Source organism: Caulobacter sp. NIBR1757, from assembly GCF_027912495.1.
Classification (GTDB): domain Bacteria; phylum Pseudomonadota; class Alphaproteobacteria; order Caulobacterales; family Caulobacteraceae; genus Caulobacter.
Genome location: NZ_CP115463.1, coordinates 333,028 through 349,657 on the forward strand (window position 1 = coordinate 333,028; position 16,630 = coordinate 349,657).

The window sequence follows — 16,630 nt, forward strand, 5'->3', positions numbered from 1 at the left end:
AGCGCCAGGGTCAGCTATCGCGCATCAACCTGGAAACCTCGGTCTCCCCCAGCGCTGCCAGCGCATCCGCCACCGCCGCGCGGGCTTCAGGCCGCTTGTTCTGGCCCAGCTTGGTGACGCCTTCGAACCGCTCGACGGTCACCTCATAGGCGACGATCATCTTCAGCAGGCTGTCGAACCGGCCCTCGGGCATTTTGTCCCGCGTCCACATCGGTTTGGGCAGCAGGTCGCGCTCGAAGCGGTCGGACAGATCGTCCAGCAGTCCGGCCGCCTCGTCCGGACCCAGAATCCGGGCCGGTCCTTCCAGCTGGGCCGACAGGTAGTTCCAGGTCCCGACCTGGCCCTCCTGGCCATACCAGTCAGGGCTGATGTAGGTGTGCGGGCCGGTGATGACCGCCAGCACCGTCGCGCCCTCGGTGATCGCCCGCGCCACCGGATTCCGCTCCGACAGGTGGAACCGCAGCCGCCGTCCCTCCAGCAACACGGGGGCGTGCACGGCCAGCGGTCGGCCATCGGCGCTGACGCAGATCAGGGCGAAGGGCGCCGCCGCGGTCCGCGCCGCCAGCACGGCCTCGTCGGTTTCGTGGAAGATCGGCGGCGGATAGGTCATTTCACCCGATACTTCTCGAACCAGGCGATGATCGCCCCGGCCTTGGCCCCCGACTGCGAGGGCCGCGCCGCGATGCCGCCATGGCTGGCGCCCGGCACGATGACGAAGGCGCTCGGCACCTTCCGCAGCTGCAGGGCCTGGTAGTACTGGGCCGCTTCCGAGACCGGGGTGCGGTAGTCGTTCTCGCCGACGACGACCAGGGTCGGGGTCTTGACGTTGCCGACCAGGCTGAGCGGCGAGCGGTCCCAGTAGGATTGCTGGTCCTCCCAGGGCATCTTGGCGAACCAGTATCCGGCCGTGACCAGGGGGATGTCCGAGGTCAGGGCCTCGGTCGTCCAGTTGATCACCGGCTTCTGGGTGGCGGCGGCGCGGAAACGGTCGGTCTTGCCGATGATCCAGGCGGTCAACACCCCGCCGCCCGAACCGCCGGTGACGAACAGGTTGCGGTCATCGACGTTGCCTTTGGCGATGGCGGCGTCCACGGCGCTGATCAGGTCGTCGTAGTCGGGGCCCGGGTACTTCTTGTCGATCAGGTTGGCGAACTCTTCCCCGTAGGAGGTCGAGCCGCGCGGGTTGGTGTAGAGCACGATATAGCCGGCCGCCGCGTAGAGCTGCATGTCGGTGGCGAAGTAGGGGCCGTATGAGGTGTTCGGCCCGCCGTGGATTTCGAGGATCAGCGGGTACTTTTTGGCCGGGTCGAAGTTGGGCGGATAGACCATCCAGGCGCCCACGGGCCGGCCGTCGATGCTCGACTTGACGTCCAGCGCCTCGACCTTGCCCAGGGTCTTGGCCCCCAGCAGATCCTCGTTCAGCCGCGTGGCCTGCACCGAGCCGCCGCCAGTCTGGATGTAGAGGTCGGCCGGGCGCGACGTCGTCGAGCGCGTATAGGCGATGACGCCCGAATTCATGTCGAACCCGCCGCCGCTGTAGGGCCGGTCGAGGCCGCCGCCGCCGAGGCTCAAGGCCATGGGCGAGACCTTGCCGGCCAGATCGACCTTGCCCAGCCGGGTGACGGCCTGATCGACGTACTGGACGGTGAGGCTCTTGCCATCGGCCGCCCAGCGGAAGTCGTCGATCGAGCGGTCGAGGTCGGCCGCCAGCCGGCGCGGGTTGCTGCCGTCGGCGCCGGCCACATAGAGGTGGGTGTCGTGATAGGCCCACCGGTGATCGTCGAAGCCGAGGTAGGCGATCAGCTTGCCGTCCGGCGACAGGGCCGGGGCGAAGTCGGGCCCGACCCGGGTTGTCAGCCGCTTCACCGCGCCGGTGGCGAGGGTCAGTTCATAGAGATCGACCAGGGCCGGATCATGCTCCCAGCCGGCCTCGCGGGCGCTGGAGAACAGGATCTTCTGGCCATCTTTGCTCCAGCTCAGGGGCCCCTGGTTGTCGAAGGCGCCGGTGGTCAGCTGGCGCGGGGCGCCGCCATCGGCCGAGACGACATAGACCTGGCCGGCGCCGGGCTTGAGGAAGCCCTCGCTGTCGGTCTTGTAGCGCAGGCCTTCGATGATCTTCAGGGGTTCGGCCCAGGTCGCGCCCTCGGGCCTGGACGGCGGGGCGCCGCTGGTCAGGGTCAGGCCACTGCCGCCGGTGAACATCAGGAAGGCGATGGACCTGCCGTCCGGCGACCACGCGATGCTGTCGGGCCCCTCCGGCAGGGTGGCGATCTTCGCCGTTGCGCCCGTCTCCATCCAGCGCACATAGAGCTGGGCCGAGCCCTCGGAGGTCGAGACATAGGCCAGCCGCTTGCCGTCCGGCGACCAGCGCGGGCTCATGTGATTGCCGGCGCCGGCCACCAGCGGCTGCTGGGCGCCGGTGGCGCTATCGACGATCCAGATCGCGCGGCGGGCGCGGTCGGCATTGATGTCGTTGCTGGCCCGCACATAGACCACCTGCTTGCCGCCCGGCCGCACCTGCGGGTCGGTGGCCTGCTCCAGGCTGAACAGGTCCTGGGCGGTGAGGGTGCGCGAGCCTGGAATCTGCGCCATGGCGACCGGCGCGCCGATCAGGCAGGCCGAGGCGGCCAGCAGCAAGGTCAACTTCTTCATGGGCGTTACTCTCCAGCAGGGCCCTTCAGGCCCAACACATCCTGCATGTCGTAAAGTCCGGGCGGCTTGCCGGCCACCCAGGTCGCCGCCGCGATGGCCCCGCGTGCGAACAGGCCCCGGTCGCTAGCGTGGTGGGAGAGGGTCAGGACCTCCTCCTCGCCGGCGAAGATGACGCTGTGGTCGCCGATGATGCCGCCGCCGCGCACGACGCTGAACCCAATGCCGCCCGGCTGGCGCGGACCGGTGATGCCGTCGTGCGGCGCCAGCCTGGCGTCGGCCAGGGCCACGCCGCGACCCTTCGCGGCCGCCTCGCCCAGCATCAGGGCCGTGCCCGAGGGGGCGTCGACCTTGCGCCGGTGGTGGGCCTCGAAGACCTCGATGTCGAAATCGGCGGGCAGGGCCCGCGCCGCCTGGGCGACCAGCCCCAGCAGCATGTTGACTCCCAGGCTGTAGTTGCCCGAGCGGACGATCGGGATGCGCTTCGCCGCCGCGTCGATGCGGCGGATCTGGTCGGGCGACAGGCCGGTCGAACCGATGACCAGCGCCAAGCCGCCGCGCCCGGCCGCAGCCTCGGCCAGCGCCACCGAGGCCTCCGGCACGGTGAAGTCGATGACCACGTCGGCGCCGGCCAGCGCCTGGGCCTGGCTGACCAGCCCTTCACCCTCCGCCCCCGGACGATCGAAGCGTGCGGTCACCGCCACGTCCTCGCGCCCCTGCGCCGAGCGTTCCACCGCCTGTCCCATGCGGCCCAGCGCCCCGGCGATGGCGAGACGGACGGGGGGTGCGGTCACGGGCGGGCTCCTGATCGGCGGGGAGGGGGAACAAAGCACAGGCAGGGGGGAAATCAATGCAGAGACGGTGAGGAATTGACCGTCGTCCCCCGGCCAGCCGAAACTGCCCCCAACAAGATCAGAGGAAACCCCATGCCCCAGCTCTCCGCCAACGGCATCACCATCGAGTACGACGAGCGCGGATCGGGCGACCCCCTGCTGCTGATCATGGGCCTGGGCGCGCAGATGACCCGCTGGCCCGAGGGCTTCTGTGATCAGCTGGCGGCGCGCGGTTTCCGGGTCATCCGCTTCGACAACCGCGACATCGGCCTCAGCTCCAAGATGGACGAAGCCGGCCTGCCCGACATGGCCGCCGTCTTCACCGCCTTCGCCAGCGGTCAGCCCGCTCCGGTCGCCTACACCCTGCAGGAGATGAGCGAAGACGCCGTCGGTGTGCTGGACGCGCTCGGCATCGAAAAGGCCCACATCGTCGGCGCCTCGATGGGCGGCATGATCGCCCAGCTGGTCGCCGCCGACTTCCCGGGTCACACGCTCAGCCTGACCTCGATCATGTCGACCACCGGCAACCGCGACCTGCCCACCGGCACCCCGGAAGCGATGGCGGCGCTCAGCACGCCGGCCCCCAGTCCGCATGACGACATGGAAGGCTTCCTCGCCGCCGGCCTGAAGACCGCCCACATCGTCGGCTCGCCGGGCCACGTCGACGAGGCCGCCCTGCGCGAGCGCATGGCCGCCGACGTCCAGCGCAGCTACTACCCGGCCGGCTTCATGCGCCAGTACGCCGCCGTCCTGGCCTCGCCGGACCGGCGTCCCAAGCTGAAGGGCGTCAAGGCCCCGACCGTCGTCATTCACGGCGACGCCGACACCCTGGTCAACGTCGCCGGCGCTCACGACACCGCCGAGAATATCCCCGGCGCTGAGCTGCTGATCATCCCCGGCATGGGCCATGACGTGCCGCCGGTGTTCTGGGGCCAGATCGTCGAGGCTATCGAAGCGGTGGCGTCGAAGGCGAAGGCCGAGGCGTGAGCCGGGGGCTGAATTTCGGGCTCCTCGCCCTGGCGGCGCTGCTGGCGCTGGCGGTTGTCTTCGCGATCAGCCGTCACGCCGCCCTGCCGGACCCGGCAAGCTGTCTGGGTCGAATGGCCGAGGACGCCCGGAACGGCGGACCGACAGCCGGGAAACCACGCCCCAACTGCCGACCGGCCCGTTCGACCCGCTAATTCGCTCTTCTCGCACAGGCGGGAAGGCGGAACGCGGTTGGGCGGTTGTTCCCGCCGCCCTCGGTCGTTAGGTTGCGCGCCTTTCCTACAAAGAGGCGCGCTGCCGCGCCCGGCGAGCTGAACAGGCCCCCATGAACGAGTCCGAGAAGAAAACCTTCACCGACGAGGAAGCGCTGGCCTTCCACCAGTTCCCGACCCCGGGGAAGATCGCCATCGCCGCCACCAAGCCGATGGTCACCCAGCGCGACCTCAGCCTCGCCTATTCGCCCGGCGTCGCCGTCCCCGTTCTCGCCATCGCTGAGAACCCGGAGCTGGCCTACGACTACACCTCCAAGGGCAACCTGGTTGCGGTGATCTCCAACGGCACGGCCATCCTCGGCCTCGGCAACCTCGGGGCCCTCGCCTCCAAGCCGGTCATGGAAGGCAAGGGCGTTCTCTTCAAACGCTTCGCCGACGTCGACGCTATCGACATCGAGGTCTCCACCGAGGACCCCGACGAGATCATCACCGTCGTCAAGAACATCGGCGTCACCTTCGGCGGCATCAATCTGGAGGACATCAAGTCCCCGGAGTGCTTCCGCATCGAGACCGAGCTGCAGGAGCTGCTCGACATCCCGGTCTTCCACGATGACCAGCACGGCACCGCCATCATCACCTGCGCCGGCCTGATCAACGCCTGCGAGATCAGCGGCCGCCAGCTGAAGGACGTCAAGGTCGTGCTCAACGGCCCGGGCGCGGCCGGCATCGCCACCCTGGAACTGATGAAGGCGATGGGCGTCACCGCTTCCAACGTCATCGCCGTCGACCGCAAGGGCGTCCTCTACCGGGGCCGCACCGAGGACATGAACCAGTGGAAGAGCGCCCACGCCACCGACACCCCGCACCGTACCCTTAGCGAGGCGATCGCCGGCGCCGACGTCTTCATCGGCCTGTCGGCCAAGGGCGCCCTGACCAAGGAGATGGTGGCCAGCATGGCCCCCAATCCGCTGATCTTCGCCATGGCCAACCCGGATCCGGAGATCACGCCCGAAGAGGTGGCCGAGGTCCGCTCCGACGCCATCGTCGGCACCGGCCGGTCCGACTACGTCAACCAGGTCAACAACGTCCTGGGCTTCCCCTACATCTTCCGCGGCGCCCTCGATGTGCGCGCCCGGCGGGTGAACATGGAGATGAAGATCGCCTGCGCCAACGCCCTGGCCATGCTGGCCCGGGAAGACGTGCCGGACGAGGTCGCCGCCGCCTATCACGGCCGCCACCTGAAATTCGGCCCCGACTACATCATCCCGACGCCCTTCGACCCGCGCCTGATCTGGTACATCCCGCCCTTCGTCGCCCAGGCGGCGATGGACACCGGCGTCGCCCGCAAGCCGATCGACGACATGGACGCCTACCGCGCCCGCCTCGCCCGCCGGCTCGATCCCACCGCCGGCTTCCTGCAGAAGATTTCCGGCGGCGTTCAATCGGGCGCCCAGAAACGGATCGTCTTCGCCGAGGGCGAGGAGCCGAGCGTGATCCGCGCCGCCTACGCCTTCGAGCAACAGGGCCTCGGCAAGGCCATCCTTTGCGGCCGCGAGGAACTGGTCCGCGAGAACATGCGCATCGCCGGTCTCGATCCGGACGAGGTGACGCTGGAAATCGTCAACGCCCGCCTGTCGGACCGCAATCCCGACTATGTGGACTACCTCTACGCCCGGCTGCAGCGCGACGGCTATCTGAAGCGCGACGTCCAGCGGCTGATCAACCAGGACCGCAACAGCTTCGCCGCCTCGATGCTGGCGGCCGGCGACGCCGACGGCATGGTCACCGGCGTCACCCGCAGCTTTGACCAGGTGCTGGAAGAGGTCACCCGGGTGATCGATCCAGCGCCGGGCGGCCGGGTGATGGGCATGTCCATCCTGCTGGCCAAGGGCTCGCCGATCTTCATCGCCGACACCAACGTCACCGAGATGCCCGACGCCGAGGACCTGGTCGAGATCGCCGTCGAGGCCGCCTCGGCGGTCAAGCGGCTGGGCTACACCCCCCGCGTCGCCTTCATGAGCTACTCGGCCTTCGGCAACCCGATGGGCGAGCGCAGCGAGAAGGTTCGCGACGCCGTCGCCATGCTCGACCACATGGAGGGCGTCGACTTCGAGTACGAAGGCGAGATGCCGCCCGAACTGGCCCTGGAGCCGGAGCGGCGGGTCAACTACCCGTTCATGCGCCTGACCGGCCCGGCCAATGTGCTGGTCATGCCGGCCATCCACTCGGCCTCGATCTCGACCAAGCTGGTCCAGAGCCTCGGCGGCGCCACGGTGATCGGCCCGATCCTCCTGGGCCTGTCGAAGTCGGTGCAGATCTGTCCGCTCGGCGCCTCGGTGTCGCGCATCCTCAACATGGCGATGATGGCGGCCTACGAGCAGCCCGCGCAGGAAGGGTGAGGGTTATGGCTTCATGATTGCGGAACCCCGTCACCGGACCTGACCGGACAAACCACCACCCTTCCCCTCGAGGGGGAAGGGCAGGGTAGGGGTGTTCGCGCAGGCGCTTCCGGCATTGCGCGTGAGGCGCCGGCGCCCATCAGTGGCCAGTCCGACACCTCGCGGATACACCCCACCCAACCCTCCCCCCTCGAGGGGGAGGGCTTAAGGCTGTTCCACCATGCCCACCTCTCACGAGCCGGTTCTCGGCATCGACTTCGGGACGACCAACACCGTCGTCTCGATCACCACCCCGGACGGCGACGCCCGGCTGATCCACTTCCCCAAGGACGACGCCGACATCGTCGCCTTCCGCTCGGCGCTGAGCTTTCACGCCCCGAACGAAAACCCCAATGGCCGTATCGTCGAGGCCGGCCCCTGGGCCATCGAGACCTATCTGGAGGAGCCACTGGAAACCCGCTTCATCCAGTCGTTCAAGTCCTACGCCGCCAGCCCGCTGTTCACCGACACCGAGATCCTGCGCAAACGCTTCGCCTTCCAGGACCTGCTCGGGGCCTTCCTGGGCAAGGTCCGCGACCACGCCGGAGCCGAACTCCGTGATCTGCCAAAACGCGTCATCGTCGGCCGGCCGGTCAACTTCGCCGGCCTGCGCCCCGACCCGCAGCTGGCCCTGACCCGCTACCAGGACGCCTTCCGCTGGATGGGCTTCGAAGACATCCGCTATGCCTACGAGCCGGTCGCCGCCGCCTTCTTCTTCGCCCGCCAGCTGAAGGAGGACGCCACCGTCCTCGTCGCCGACTTTGGCGGCGGCACCTCCGACTTCTCCCTGGTCCGCTTCGAGCGCCAGGGCGGCAGCATCCGCAGCCATGGCCTGGCCAACAGCGGCGTCGGTGTGGCGGGCGACGCCTTCGACTACCGGATCATCGACAACCTGGTCTCGCCCCGCCTCGGCAAGGGCAGCAGCTACCGCGCCTTCGACAACGTCCTGCCCATCCCCAACCGCTACTTCACCGCCTTCGCCCGCTGGGAGCAGCTCGCCATCCTCCGCGCCAGCCGCGACATGCGCGATATCCGGGGCCTCGTCCGCACCGCCCTGCAGCCGGAGAAGATCGAGAAGCTGGTCGAGATGCTCGACGACAACCACGGCTACCGCCTCTACCAGTCGGTCTCCCGCCTGAAGGAGGCGCTGTCTGCGAACGAGGAGGCCGAGTTCCTGTTCGAGGAGGGCTCGATCCGCATGCAGTCCACCGTCCGGCGCAGCGACTTCGACAGCTGGATCGCCCCCGAACTGAAGGCCATCGAAGGCGCCGTCGACGAGGCCCTGGCCCGCGCCGGCCTGGGCGAGTCGGGGGTGGACCGCGTCTTCCTCACCGGCGGCTCATCCTTCGTCCCGGCCGTGCGAAACATCTTCGCCCGCCGCTTCGGCGTTTCGAAACTGGAATCCGGCGCCGAACTGGTCTCCATCGCCACCGGCCTCGCCCTCATCGGCGCCGAACCCGACGCCGATCTCTGGAGCGAGCGGGCCTGACTCCCTCCCCGAATTGGGGAGGGCAGGCGCGCGGTTACGCGCGCCGGGTGGGGAAGTCGGTCACTGGCTTTGATGGGTATGCGCCGAGAAGCATCACCGGCGGGCAACGGTTACCCACTTCCCCACCCGGCCTTCGGCCTGCCCTCCCTATAAAGGGGAGCGACGTTACAGCCACTTCCCACACCCGTCGTTCGGCCCCGTCCGCTCGACCAGTTCCCGGCACAGCCGCCGCGCCCCCTCGCGATCGCCCCGCCCGGCCAGCGCCCCCGCCAGGCCCACCGTCGCCCCCGGATGCAGCGGTGTTTCGGCCAGCACCTTGCGATACCATGCCTCCGCCTCGGCCATCCGTCCCGCCGCCGCATGCCGACGCGCCACATCCACCCCAAGCTCCGCCTGCCAGGGCCCGATCTTCTGCGCCTCCTGGCCATAGAGCCGGCCCATCGCCCCATAGGCCCGCTCCAGATGCCCCAGCGCCGCCGCCCCGTCGCCACGCAGGTCCGCCACCTCGCCCAGGTTGATCAGCACCCCCCAGGCGTCCGGATCGGCCTTCAGCGCCCTGCGATAGGCGTCCTCCGCCCCGGCCAGGTCGCCCCGCGCCGACAGGGTGAAGCCCAGCGCCTTCAACGCCACCGGATCGTCGGGCCGCGCCGCCACCGCCGCCGTCGCCAGGTCCCGCGCCCGGTCCAGCCGCGCCCGCGCTTCCGCCGTGCGGGTCGCCCCGACCTTCAGCGCCTGGCTCAGCGTCGTGCGGTCCGGGGGCGGGTCGCCATAGCGGATGGCCTGCTGGACCAAGGCGTTGGCCAGCCCCGACCGCGCCGCCACCGACCCCGGGTCGGACGCCAACGCCCGCTCATACAGGGTCATGGCCGCCTCATTGCCGCGCCGGTTGAACTGGAAATAGAGATCGTCGCCGCGACGGATCAGCCGCGCCGCCTCGACCTGCGAGGCGCTGGGCCGCAGGATCAGCAGCAGCGCGACGGCCAGCACCGCCAGCCCGCCCAGCGCCGCCAAGATCAGCGGCCATGGCCGACGCCGCGGCGGCCCAGCCGCCTCCGTCTCGCCGATCAGCCGATACCCGCGCTTGGGGATGGTCTCGACGAACACCGGCGCCCTGGGATCGTCGTCCAGCGCCTTGCGCAGCTTGAACACACAGCGCGACAGGGCGTCCTCGCCCACCGTCACCCCGGGCCAGACCGCCGACAGGATTTCGTCCCGCGACAGCACCTCGCCCCGCCGCCCCGCCAGCAGGTAGAGCAGGTCTATCACCTTCGGCTCGACCTCCCGCACCTCGCCGCCCCGGGTCAGCCGCCCGGTCATCCGCGAGGCGCGCCATGGGCCGATGATCAGGTCGGTTTCGGCGGCCATCGCGGTCAGTCGTCTCCTGGTCAGCAAAAGGTCAGGAAACCGGCAGGCTTCCGACGTTCAACTCTAGCGGCCGACCGGCTAGCAACAAGGCGTCGCCGGAGCCTCCCGGCCGGAGCCCGCAATGTCCCGCCTTCCGATCCTGGCCCTGATCGCCGCCCTTGCCCTCGCCCCCGCCGTCTCGGCCCAGCCGGCCGCGCCGCCGCCGGTCGCCGAAGCCATCGCCCCCGAGGCCCTGCGCGCCGACTTCACCGACCTCTACAGCCGGTTGCGCACCGCCCACATCGACCTCTACGCCTTCACCCCCAGGGCCGACCTCGACCGCGCCTTCGCGGCCACGCTCAAAGGCCTCGATGAGCCGCTGACCCGGTCGCAGGCCGAGGTCCGCTTCCAGCGCTTCCTGGCGCTGGCGAAGATGGGCCACATCCGCATCGACGTCAGCCGCCAGCCCTGGGAGGCCTACCGCGCCGCCGGCGGCAAGGCCTTCCCGCTCAGCCTGCGGGTCGCGAACGGCCGCGTGTGGGTCGCCGACGCCGCCGTTGCCGGCGCCCGGCGCGGCGATGAACTCATCTCCCTCGAAGGCCAGCCGATGGCCCGCTGGTTGGTCCGTACCGGCGCCACGGTGTCGGCCGAGACGCCCTACATGCGCGACTCCCTGCTGGAATACTGGTTCCCCCGCCTGCTCTGGCAGGAGATCGGCCCCCGGGACACCTACGCCGTCGTCCTGCGCCGGGACGGCCGCCGCATTGCCGTGACCCTGCCGGGCGTCACCCGCGCCGAAGCGACCGCCTTCGCGGCCGCCCAGCCGCCGTTGCTCAATCTCGACGCGCCGCTGCGCGAGGCCAGGGTGCTGCCCGGCGGCGTTGCCTACCTGCGCCCCGGCCCTTTCTACAATGCCGAGGCCGCCAGTGAGGCGGACATGTACGACAGCCGCGCCTTCACCGCCTTCATCGACAAGGCCTTCGAGCAGTTCCTCGCCGCCGGCGCCACGGACCTGATCATCGACCTGCGCGGCAACCCCGGCGGCGACAACGCCTTCAGCGACCCGATGATCGCCTGGTTCGCCGACCGTCCCTTCCGCTTCTTCTCGCGGTTCAAGGTCAAGGCCAGTCCGGAGGCAATGGCCGCCAACCAGGCCCGCATCGACCACGACCCGGTGACCGCCGGCGAAGTCAGCCAGATCTACGCCCGCCTCTATGCCAGGGCCCGGCCGGGCGAGGTCGTGGACTTCCCCATGCCGATGGCCCAGCCCCGCACGGGCGGACGCTTCACCGGCCGCGTCTGGCTGCTGATCGACCGCCAGTCCTATTCCAACGCCGTCAACGTCTCCGCCCTGGTCCAGGACTACCGCTTCGGCAAGGTGATGGGCGAGGCGACCTCCGACATGGCCACCACCTTCGGGGCCATGGAGCAATTCACCCTGCCCCGCACCGGCATCGTCGTCGGCTTCCCCAAGGCCCGCATCGTCCGCCCCAGCGGCGACCCGCGCCCGCGCGGCGTCACCCCCGACATCCCGATCGCCTCCCCCATCGTCGCCACCCCCGACGATCCGATGCTGCGGGCGGCGATCCGCCGGATCACGACGCCGCAATAACCTCCCTCCCCGAATGGGGAGGGCAGACGCGCGGTTACGCGCGTCGGGTGGGGCAGTCGGTCACTGCCTTTCAAGGGTATGGGCTGAGGCGCATCACCGGCGGGCGTGGTGACCCACTTCCCCACCCGGCCTGTCGGCCTGCCCTCCCCATTCGGGGAGGGAGGTTGGCCGCCGCTGACTCTGACGCTAGCCTCCCCCCATGCCGGACAACCCCGCCCCCCGCTCCCTGCTGCGCACCCGCACCGGCCACCATGCCCAGGTCGGCAACGTCGAGCTGTTCTTCGACCTGATCTTCGTCTTCGCGGTCACCCAGCTCAGCCACGGCCTCATCGAACACCCGACCCCGACAGGCCTTCTCCACACCGCCATCCTGCTCGGCGCCGTCTGGTGGGGCTGGATCGACACCGCCTGGGCGACTAACTGGCTCGATGTCGACAGGCCGCTGGTCCGGGGTCTGCTGTTCGTGATGATGGGGGCCGGCGTCGTCATGTCTGCCGCCCTGCCGGAGGCCTTCGACGAGCACGGCGCCGCCTTCGGCATCGCCTTTGCCTTCTTCCAGATCCTGCGCACCGGCTTCGTCCTCTGGGCCGTGCGAAACGACCCGGTCCTGCGTGAGAATTTCCAGCGCATCCTCGTCTGGCATGCCGCCGCCGCCCTGCTGTGGGCCGCCGGGGGACTGGCGCCCGAAGACGCCCGCCTGGGGATCTGGCTTGCCGCCCTGGCCCTCGACAGCATCGCCCCGGCCCTCAACTTCTACGTCCCGGGCCTGGGCCGCTCCCACACCGGCGACTGGACGGTCGAGGGCCATCACCTGTCCGAGCGGCTCAGCCTGTTCACCATCATCGCGCTGGGCGAATCCATCCTGGTCATGGGGGCCACCGCCGCCGGCCTCGACTGGACGTTTGCCAACGCCGCCGCCCTGCTGGTCTCCTTCCTGGGCAGTGTCGCCATGTGGTGGATCTACTTCTCCGCCTCGGCCGGCGCCGCCACCGAGACCATCGCCAGCGCCCGGGACCCCGGCCGCATCGCCCGCCTGGCCTACACCTACGTCCACGTCATCCCGATCGCCGGCATCATCATCACGGCGGTCGGCGACGAATGGGTCCTGCACCATCCCCTTGGCCATACGGACCCCAAGACAGCGCTCGCCGTCCTCGGCGGCCCGGCCCTCTACCTGCTCGGCGTCGGCCTGTTCAAACTGGCGGTCTTCGGCAAGATCTCGCCCAGCCGCCTGGCCGGCCTTGTGCTGCTGGGGCTGGTCGCGCCGTTCAGCCTGATGCTCCCGCCCCTGGCGCTCGCGGCCATCGCCACGGGGGTGCTGATTGTCGTGGGGGCGTGGGAAACGATCGCGCTCTCGCGGGGCGCGGAGTCGGCCTGATCCCCAAAAACCCTGTCATCCTCCGGCCGCGCAGCGGACCGGGGGACCCAAGCTGGCTCTGGACAGACTCCCGGCAGTTTTCACGCGGACAATGGGTCCTCCGATCCGTGCTCCGCACGGTCGGAGGATGACAGCTAAGGGGCTAGCTCCGCCACTTCAACGTCACGGCCTGCACCGGATTCTCGAACGCCCGCTCGCCCGCCCGCGACGCCGTCCATTCCTTCTTCAGCTGCTGGTACCACTTGGCCTGGGTGTCGGCGTCATCGACCCACAGCAGGGACGGGTCATACTTCAGCCCCTCGTTCTGCAGGTTCACCATTGCCGCGTCCTGCCGAAGGAAGGCCCGCGCCCCCGCCGCCACGAAGGGCCTCAGGAACAGGAACGCCGGGTGGTCCGACCACAGGATCTGGGTGATCCGCGTCGCCGTGTCATGGATCGGCGTCAGGCAGGTCAGCGACAGAACCTGCCGCGGCCCGATGGTGATGTGCTCCCAGCGCAGCCCGGGCAGGCGGAAGGTGATCTCGGTCAGCGGCTCGCCGCCGAGGATGGCGTAGGCGCGCGAATTCTTCGACGGCTCATGCCGGATCATCGAGAACCCCGCCTCGCGCGGCTCGAACTTCTTGGCCTTGTCGTGCTGGCTGCCCTTGGACCGCCACCACCATTGCTGATGCACATAGGGGCCATGGGCCGGATCCATCAGCCCGACGACCGCATGGTCGATATGGCTGTCGAACACCATGCGATCGACGATCTTCGGCCCACCTCCGACCACGCCCGGAAACGACGGCGGCGGCTCGGCCGGCTCGCCGTCGAAGCGCGGATCAGATGCCATCCACACCCAGACCATGCCCTGGCTCTCGGCCACGGGGTAACGCTTCACCCGGATGCGGCTGACATCCATGGCCTGGTCGGCGGTCAGCGACGGCACCGCCGCACAGGCGCCGGAGCCCTTGAACCGCCAGCCGTGATAGGGGCATTCGACGCTGGTCTCGCCGTCGGCCTCGGTGGTGATCTTCCCGGCCGACAGCGGCGCGGCCCGGTGCGGACAGACGTCGCGCAGGGCGAACAACGCCCCCTTCCGATCCCGCCCGATCAGCACCGGTTCGCCCAGCAGCTCGTGCCGCGCCATGGCGCCCGGTTTCACGTCGCCGCTCAGGGCCGCGAAGTACCAGATGTCGCGCAGGAAGCCGGTCCCGAACCGGGTCGGGGGGGCTTTCGCTTTGGGGGTTTCGCCGTCGGCCATGTCTCGCTTCATACCGCCTGCGTCGCCTCGCGTCCAAGGGGCCGCATTGATGCAGCGCAAGCGCCCGGCGCGCGTTGGTGCTAGGCTGCGCCAATTGCGGGCGCGCCGCGCTCCGACGATGCATTTCCGGGAGGCTCCAGACCGCCATGAACCGTGTGACCTCGATGTTCCGCGTCCTGCCCGTCCTGCTGCTGGGCGCCGTGCTCGCCGGCTGCGGCATCAACACCATTCCGACCCGGGACGAGGCCGTGAAGGCCGCCTGGGGCAACGTCCAGAACCAGTACCAGCGCCGCGCCGACCTGATCCCCAACCTCGTCGCCACCGTGAAGGGCTACGCCGCCCAGGAGAAGGACGTGCTGGTGGCGGTGACGCAGGCCCGGGCCAGCGCCACCCAGGTCAAGGTCGACGCCTCGACCATCACCGATCCGGCCAAGTTCGCCGAATACCAGGCGGCGCAGGACAACCTGACGGGCGTGCTCGGCCGCCTCATGGTCATCCAGGAGCAGTATCCGGACCTGAAATCCAACGCCAACTTCCTGGCCCTGCAGAGCCAGCTGGAAGGCACCGAGAACCGCATCAGCGTCGCCCGCACCGATTACAACGAGGCGGTCCAGGCCTATAACACCAGCCTGCGCACCTTCCCGACCTCGATCTGGGCCGGCACCTTCTACCGCGGCCAGAAGCCGGCCCTGCCGTTCCAGGCCGCGGCCTCCGCTCAGACGGCGCCGAGCGTCAACTTCGACGCCCCGCCGCCGCCGAAGGTCCAGTAGGGTCCGATGGCCCGCGCCCTCAAAGGCTGGCTGATCGGTCTGGCCTTGGCGGTGTTCGCCATGCCAGCGCTGGCGGCGGCCCCGGTCTTCCCGGCCCTGAGCGGCCGCGTGGTCGACAAGGCCAACCTGCTTTCGCCCGCCGTCGAAGCGGACCTGACCGGCAAGCTGGAAGGCCTGGAAAAGTCCACCGGCCGCCAGTTGGTCGTCGTCACCCTGCCGGACCTCGGCGGGCTGGAGATCGAGGACTACGGCTACCGGCTCGGCCGGGCCTGGGGCCTGGGCGACGCCAAGGCTGACAACGGCGCCCTGCTGATCGTCGCCCCCAACCAGAGGGCGGTGCGCATCGAGGTCGGCTACGGCCTCGAGCCCTTCCTGACCGACGCCCTCTCCAGCGTCATCATCAACAGCGCCATCGTCCCGAAGTTCAAGGCCGGCGACATGCAGGGCGGCATCGTCGCCGGGACAGACAGCCTGATCCAGCAGCTGACCCTGCCGGTCGGCGAGGCCCGCGCCCAGGTCAAGGCGGCGGAAGCCCCGGCCCGGGAACGCGGCGGCGGCTTCCCGGTCTGGCTGTTCCCGATCATCCTCTTCGTCGTCATCGTCATCCTCAGCCGCCTCGGCGGCCGGGGCCGTCGCCGGTCCGGCCTCGGCGCGGCCCTGCCCTGGATCCTGCTCAACGCCGCCACCAGCAGTGGCGGCTGGAACAGCCGGGGCAACGGCGGCGGCTGGTCGGGCGGTGGCGGCGGCTTCTCCGGCGGCGGCGGCTCGTTCGGCGGCGGCGGCGCGACGGGGCGGTGGTGACATGCAGCTGACTTCCGCCGACCAGACCCGCATCGCCGCCGCCGTCGCGACCGCCGAGACCCGCACGGCCGGCGAGATCTATTGCGTCGTCGCCCCCCGCGCCTCGGAGTATCGCGAGGTCCCCATCATCTGGGCGTCGCTGCTGGCCCTGGCCCTGCCGCCGATCGCCCTGTTCGCCGGCTTCCGCCCCCGCGCCCTCGACGCCCTGTTCGGCGGCTGGACGGTCGGACACGACCTGCTCATCAGCCATACGGTGCTGGCGGCGCTGGCCGCCTACATCGGCCTGCAGCTGGCCGTCTTCATCCTCGTCCTGCTGCTGATGATGATTCCGGCCGTCCGCCGCTTCGCCACGGCGGCTCCGCTGAAGACCGCGCGGGTGCGCCGCGCCGCCCTCGACCAGTTCCTCAGCCACGGCCTGCACCGGACCAAGGACCGCACCGGCGTGCTGATCTTCGCCTCGCTCGAGGAACGCCGCGCCGAGGTTATCGCCGACGAGACCATCTACCTGGCCGCGCCCCCGGCCGTCTGGGAAGAGGTCGTCGCCCTGCTGGTCGCCGGCCTGAAGTCGGGCGACCTCGCCGCCGGCTACATCGCGGCCATCGAAAAGTCCGGTGACATCCTGGCAGCCCACGTGCCGCCCCGCGCCAACAACCCCAACGAACTGTCGGACCGTATCGTGGTGCTGGACGAGCGTTCTTGAGGGCAAAAAATCACCACGAAATCAATGGTGTATCGAATATGTCTAGACATATTCATCGCCTTTTCCTGCCCCCGCGACCAGTCTGGCCGAGGGCGTAGGTCGGCGCGGCGCGACTTCGACCCACAAACCCGGCCAATCGACCCACGCAGGACCCACGCCCCGGGCTACAGTCTC

The 16,630-nt window shown here is 69.7% G+C and carries 13 protein-coding genes; 8 read left to right on the top strand and 5 right to left on the bottom strand.

Annotation, left to right across the window (positions count from 1 at the left end):
- Positions 1 to 10: 10 nt before the first annotated feature.
- The 3 genes from O5I81_RS01715 to dapB are packed head-to-tail and all read right to left on the bottom strand — an operon-like array spanning position 11 to position 3,443.
- On the bottom strand, positions 11 to 610 hold the full coding sequence (locus tag O5I81_RS01715) for an FMN-binding negative transcriptional regulator (RefSeq protein WP_271067216.1): 600 nt from the start codon (positions 608 to 610) through the stop codon (positions 11 to 13).
- On the bottom strand, positions 607 to 2,652 hold the full coding sequence (locus O5I81_RS01720) for a S9 family peptidase (protein WP_271067217.1): 2,046 nt from the start codon (positions 2,650 to 2,652) through the stop codon (positions 607 to 609). Before O5I81_RS01720 ends, O5I81_RS01715 begins: the two co-directional genes overlap by 4 nt.
- A 5-nt stretch (positions 2,653 to 2,657) precedes the next feature.
- Complete coding sequence (dapB, locus tag O5I81_RS01725; protein WP_271067218.1) at positions 2,658 to 3,443, bottom strand: 4-hydroxy-tetrahydrodipicolinate reductase; 786 nt, start codon at positions 3,441 to 3,443, stop codon at positions 2,658 to 2,660.
- A 132-nt stretch (positions 3,444 to 3,575) separates the two neighbouring features.
- On the opposite strand from dapB, the gene O5I81_RS01730 reads away from it, so the two are divergent.
- The 3 genes from O5I81_RS01730 to O5I81_RS01740 all read left to right on the top strand — a co-directional run bounded on the left by O5I81_RS01730 (position 3,576) and on the right by O5I81_RS01740 (position 8,608).
- A complete protein-coding gene (locus O5I81_RS01730) occupies positions 3,576 to 4,469 on the top strand; it encodes an alpha/beta hydrolase (protein WP_271067219.1) in 894 nt (297 codons plus the stop codon).
- Positions 4,470 to 4,794: 325 nt separating this feature from the next.
- The gene (locus O5I81_RS01735) at positions 4,795 to 7,080 is read left to right on the top strand and encodes an NADP-dependent malic enzyme (RefSeq protein WP_271067220.1); all 2,286 of its coding nucleotides are present in this window, start codon (positions 4,795 to 4,797) and stop codon (positions 7,078 to 7,080) included.
- A 220-nt stretch (positions 7,081 to 7,300) separates the two neighbouring features.
- Positions 7,301 to 8,608, top strand: a complete 1,308-nt coding sequence (locus O5I81_RS01740; protein ID WP_271067221.1) for an Hsp70 family protein — start codon at positions 7,301 to 7,303, stop codon at positions 8,606 to 8,608.
- 165 nt (positions 8,609 to 8,773) lie between these two features.
- On the opposite strand, the gene O5I81_RS01745 is transcribed toward O5I81_RS01740, so the two are convergent.
- Positions 8,774 to 9,973 (bottom strand): winged helix-turn-helix domain-containing protein, encoded by a 1,200-nt coding sequence (locus O5I81_RS01745; protein WP_271067222.1) that lies wholly within the window; start codon positions 9,971 to 9,973, stop codon positions 8,774 to 8,776.
- Between the two features lie 121 nt (positions 9,974 to 10,094).
- On the opposite strand from O5I81_RS01745, the gene O5I81_RS01750 reads away from it, so the two are divergent.
- Positions 10,095 to 11,564, top strand: a complete 1,470-nt coding sequence (locus O5I81_RS01750) for a S41 family peptidase (protein WP_271067223.1) — start codon at positions 10,095 to 10,097, stop codon at positions 11,562 to 11,564.
- Between the two features lie 199 nt (positions 11,565 to 11,763).
- Positions 11,764 to 12,942 (top strand): low temperature requirement protein A, encoded by a 1,179-nt coding sequence (locus O5I81_RS01755; RefSeq protein WP_271067224.1) that lies wholly within the window; start codon positions 11,764 to 11,766, stop codon positions 12,940 to 12,942.
- A gap of 142 nt (positions 12,943 to 13,084) precedes the next feature.
- On the opposite strand, the gene O5I81_RS01760 is transcribed toward O5I81_RS01755, so the two are convergent.
- A complete protein-coding gene (locus O5I81_RS01760) occupies positions 13,085 to 14,185 on the bottom strand; it encodes an aromatic ring-hydroxylating dioxygenase subunit alpha (RefSeq protein WP_271067225.1) in 1,101 nt (366 codons plus the stop codon).
- A 146-nt stretch (positions 14,186 to 14,331) separates the two neighbouring features.
- On the opposite strand from O5I81_RS01760, the gene O5I81_RS01765 reads away from it, so the two are divergent.
- Genes O5I81_RS01765 through O5I81_RS01775 form a run of 3 tightly spaced genes read left to right on the top strand, consistent with a single transcriptional unit; the run spans position 14,332 to position 16,456 of the window.
- Positions 14,332 to 14,955, top strand: coding sequence for a LemA family protein (locus tag O5I81_RS01765; protein WP_271067226.1), 624 nt, complete (start codon positions 14,332 to 14,334; stop codon positions 14,953 to 14,955).
- Positions 14,956 to 14,961: 6 nt separating this feature from the next.
- A complete protein-coding gene (locus O5I81_RS01770; RefSeq protein ID WP_271067227.1) occupies positions 14,962 to 15,756 on the top strand; it encodes a TPM domain-containing protein in 795 nt (264 codons plus the stop codon).
- 1 nt (position 15,757) lies between these two features.
- Positions 15,758 to 16,456 carry a TPM domain-containing protein gene (locus O5I81_RS01775; protein WP_271067228.1) on the top strand — a complete coding sequence of 233 codons (699 nt, stop codon included), beginning with the start codon at positions 15,758 to 15,760 and terminating at the stop codon, positions 16,454 to 16,456.
- The last annotated feature ends 174 nt before the right edge of the window (positions 16,457 to 16,630 follow it).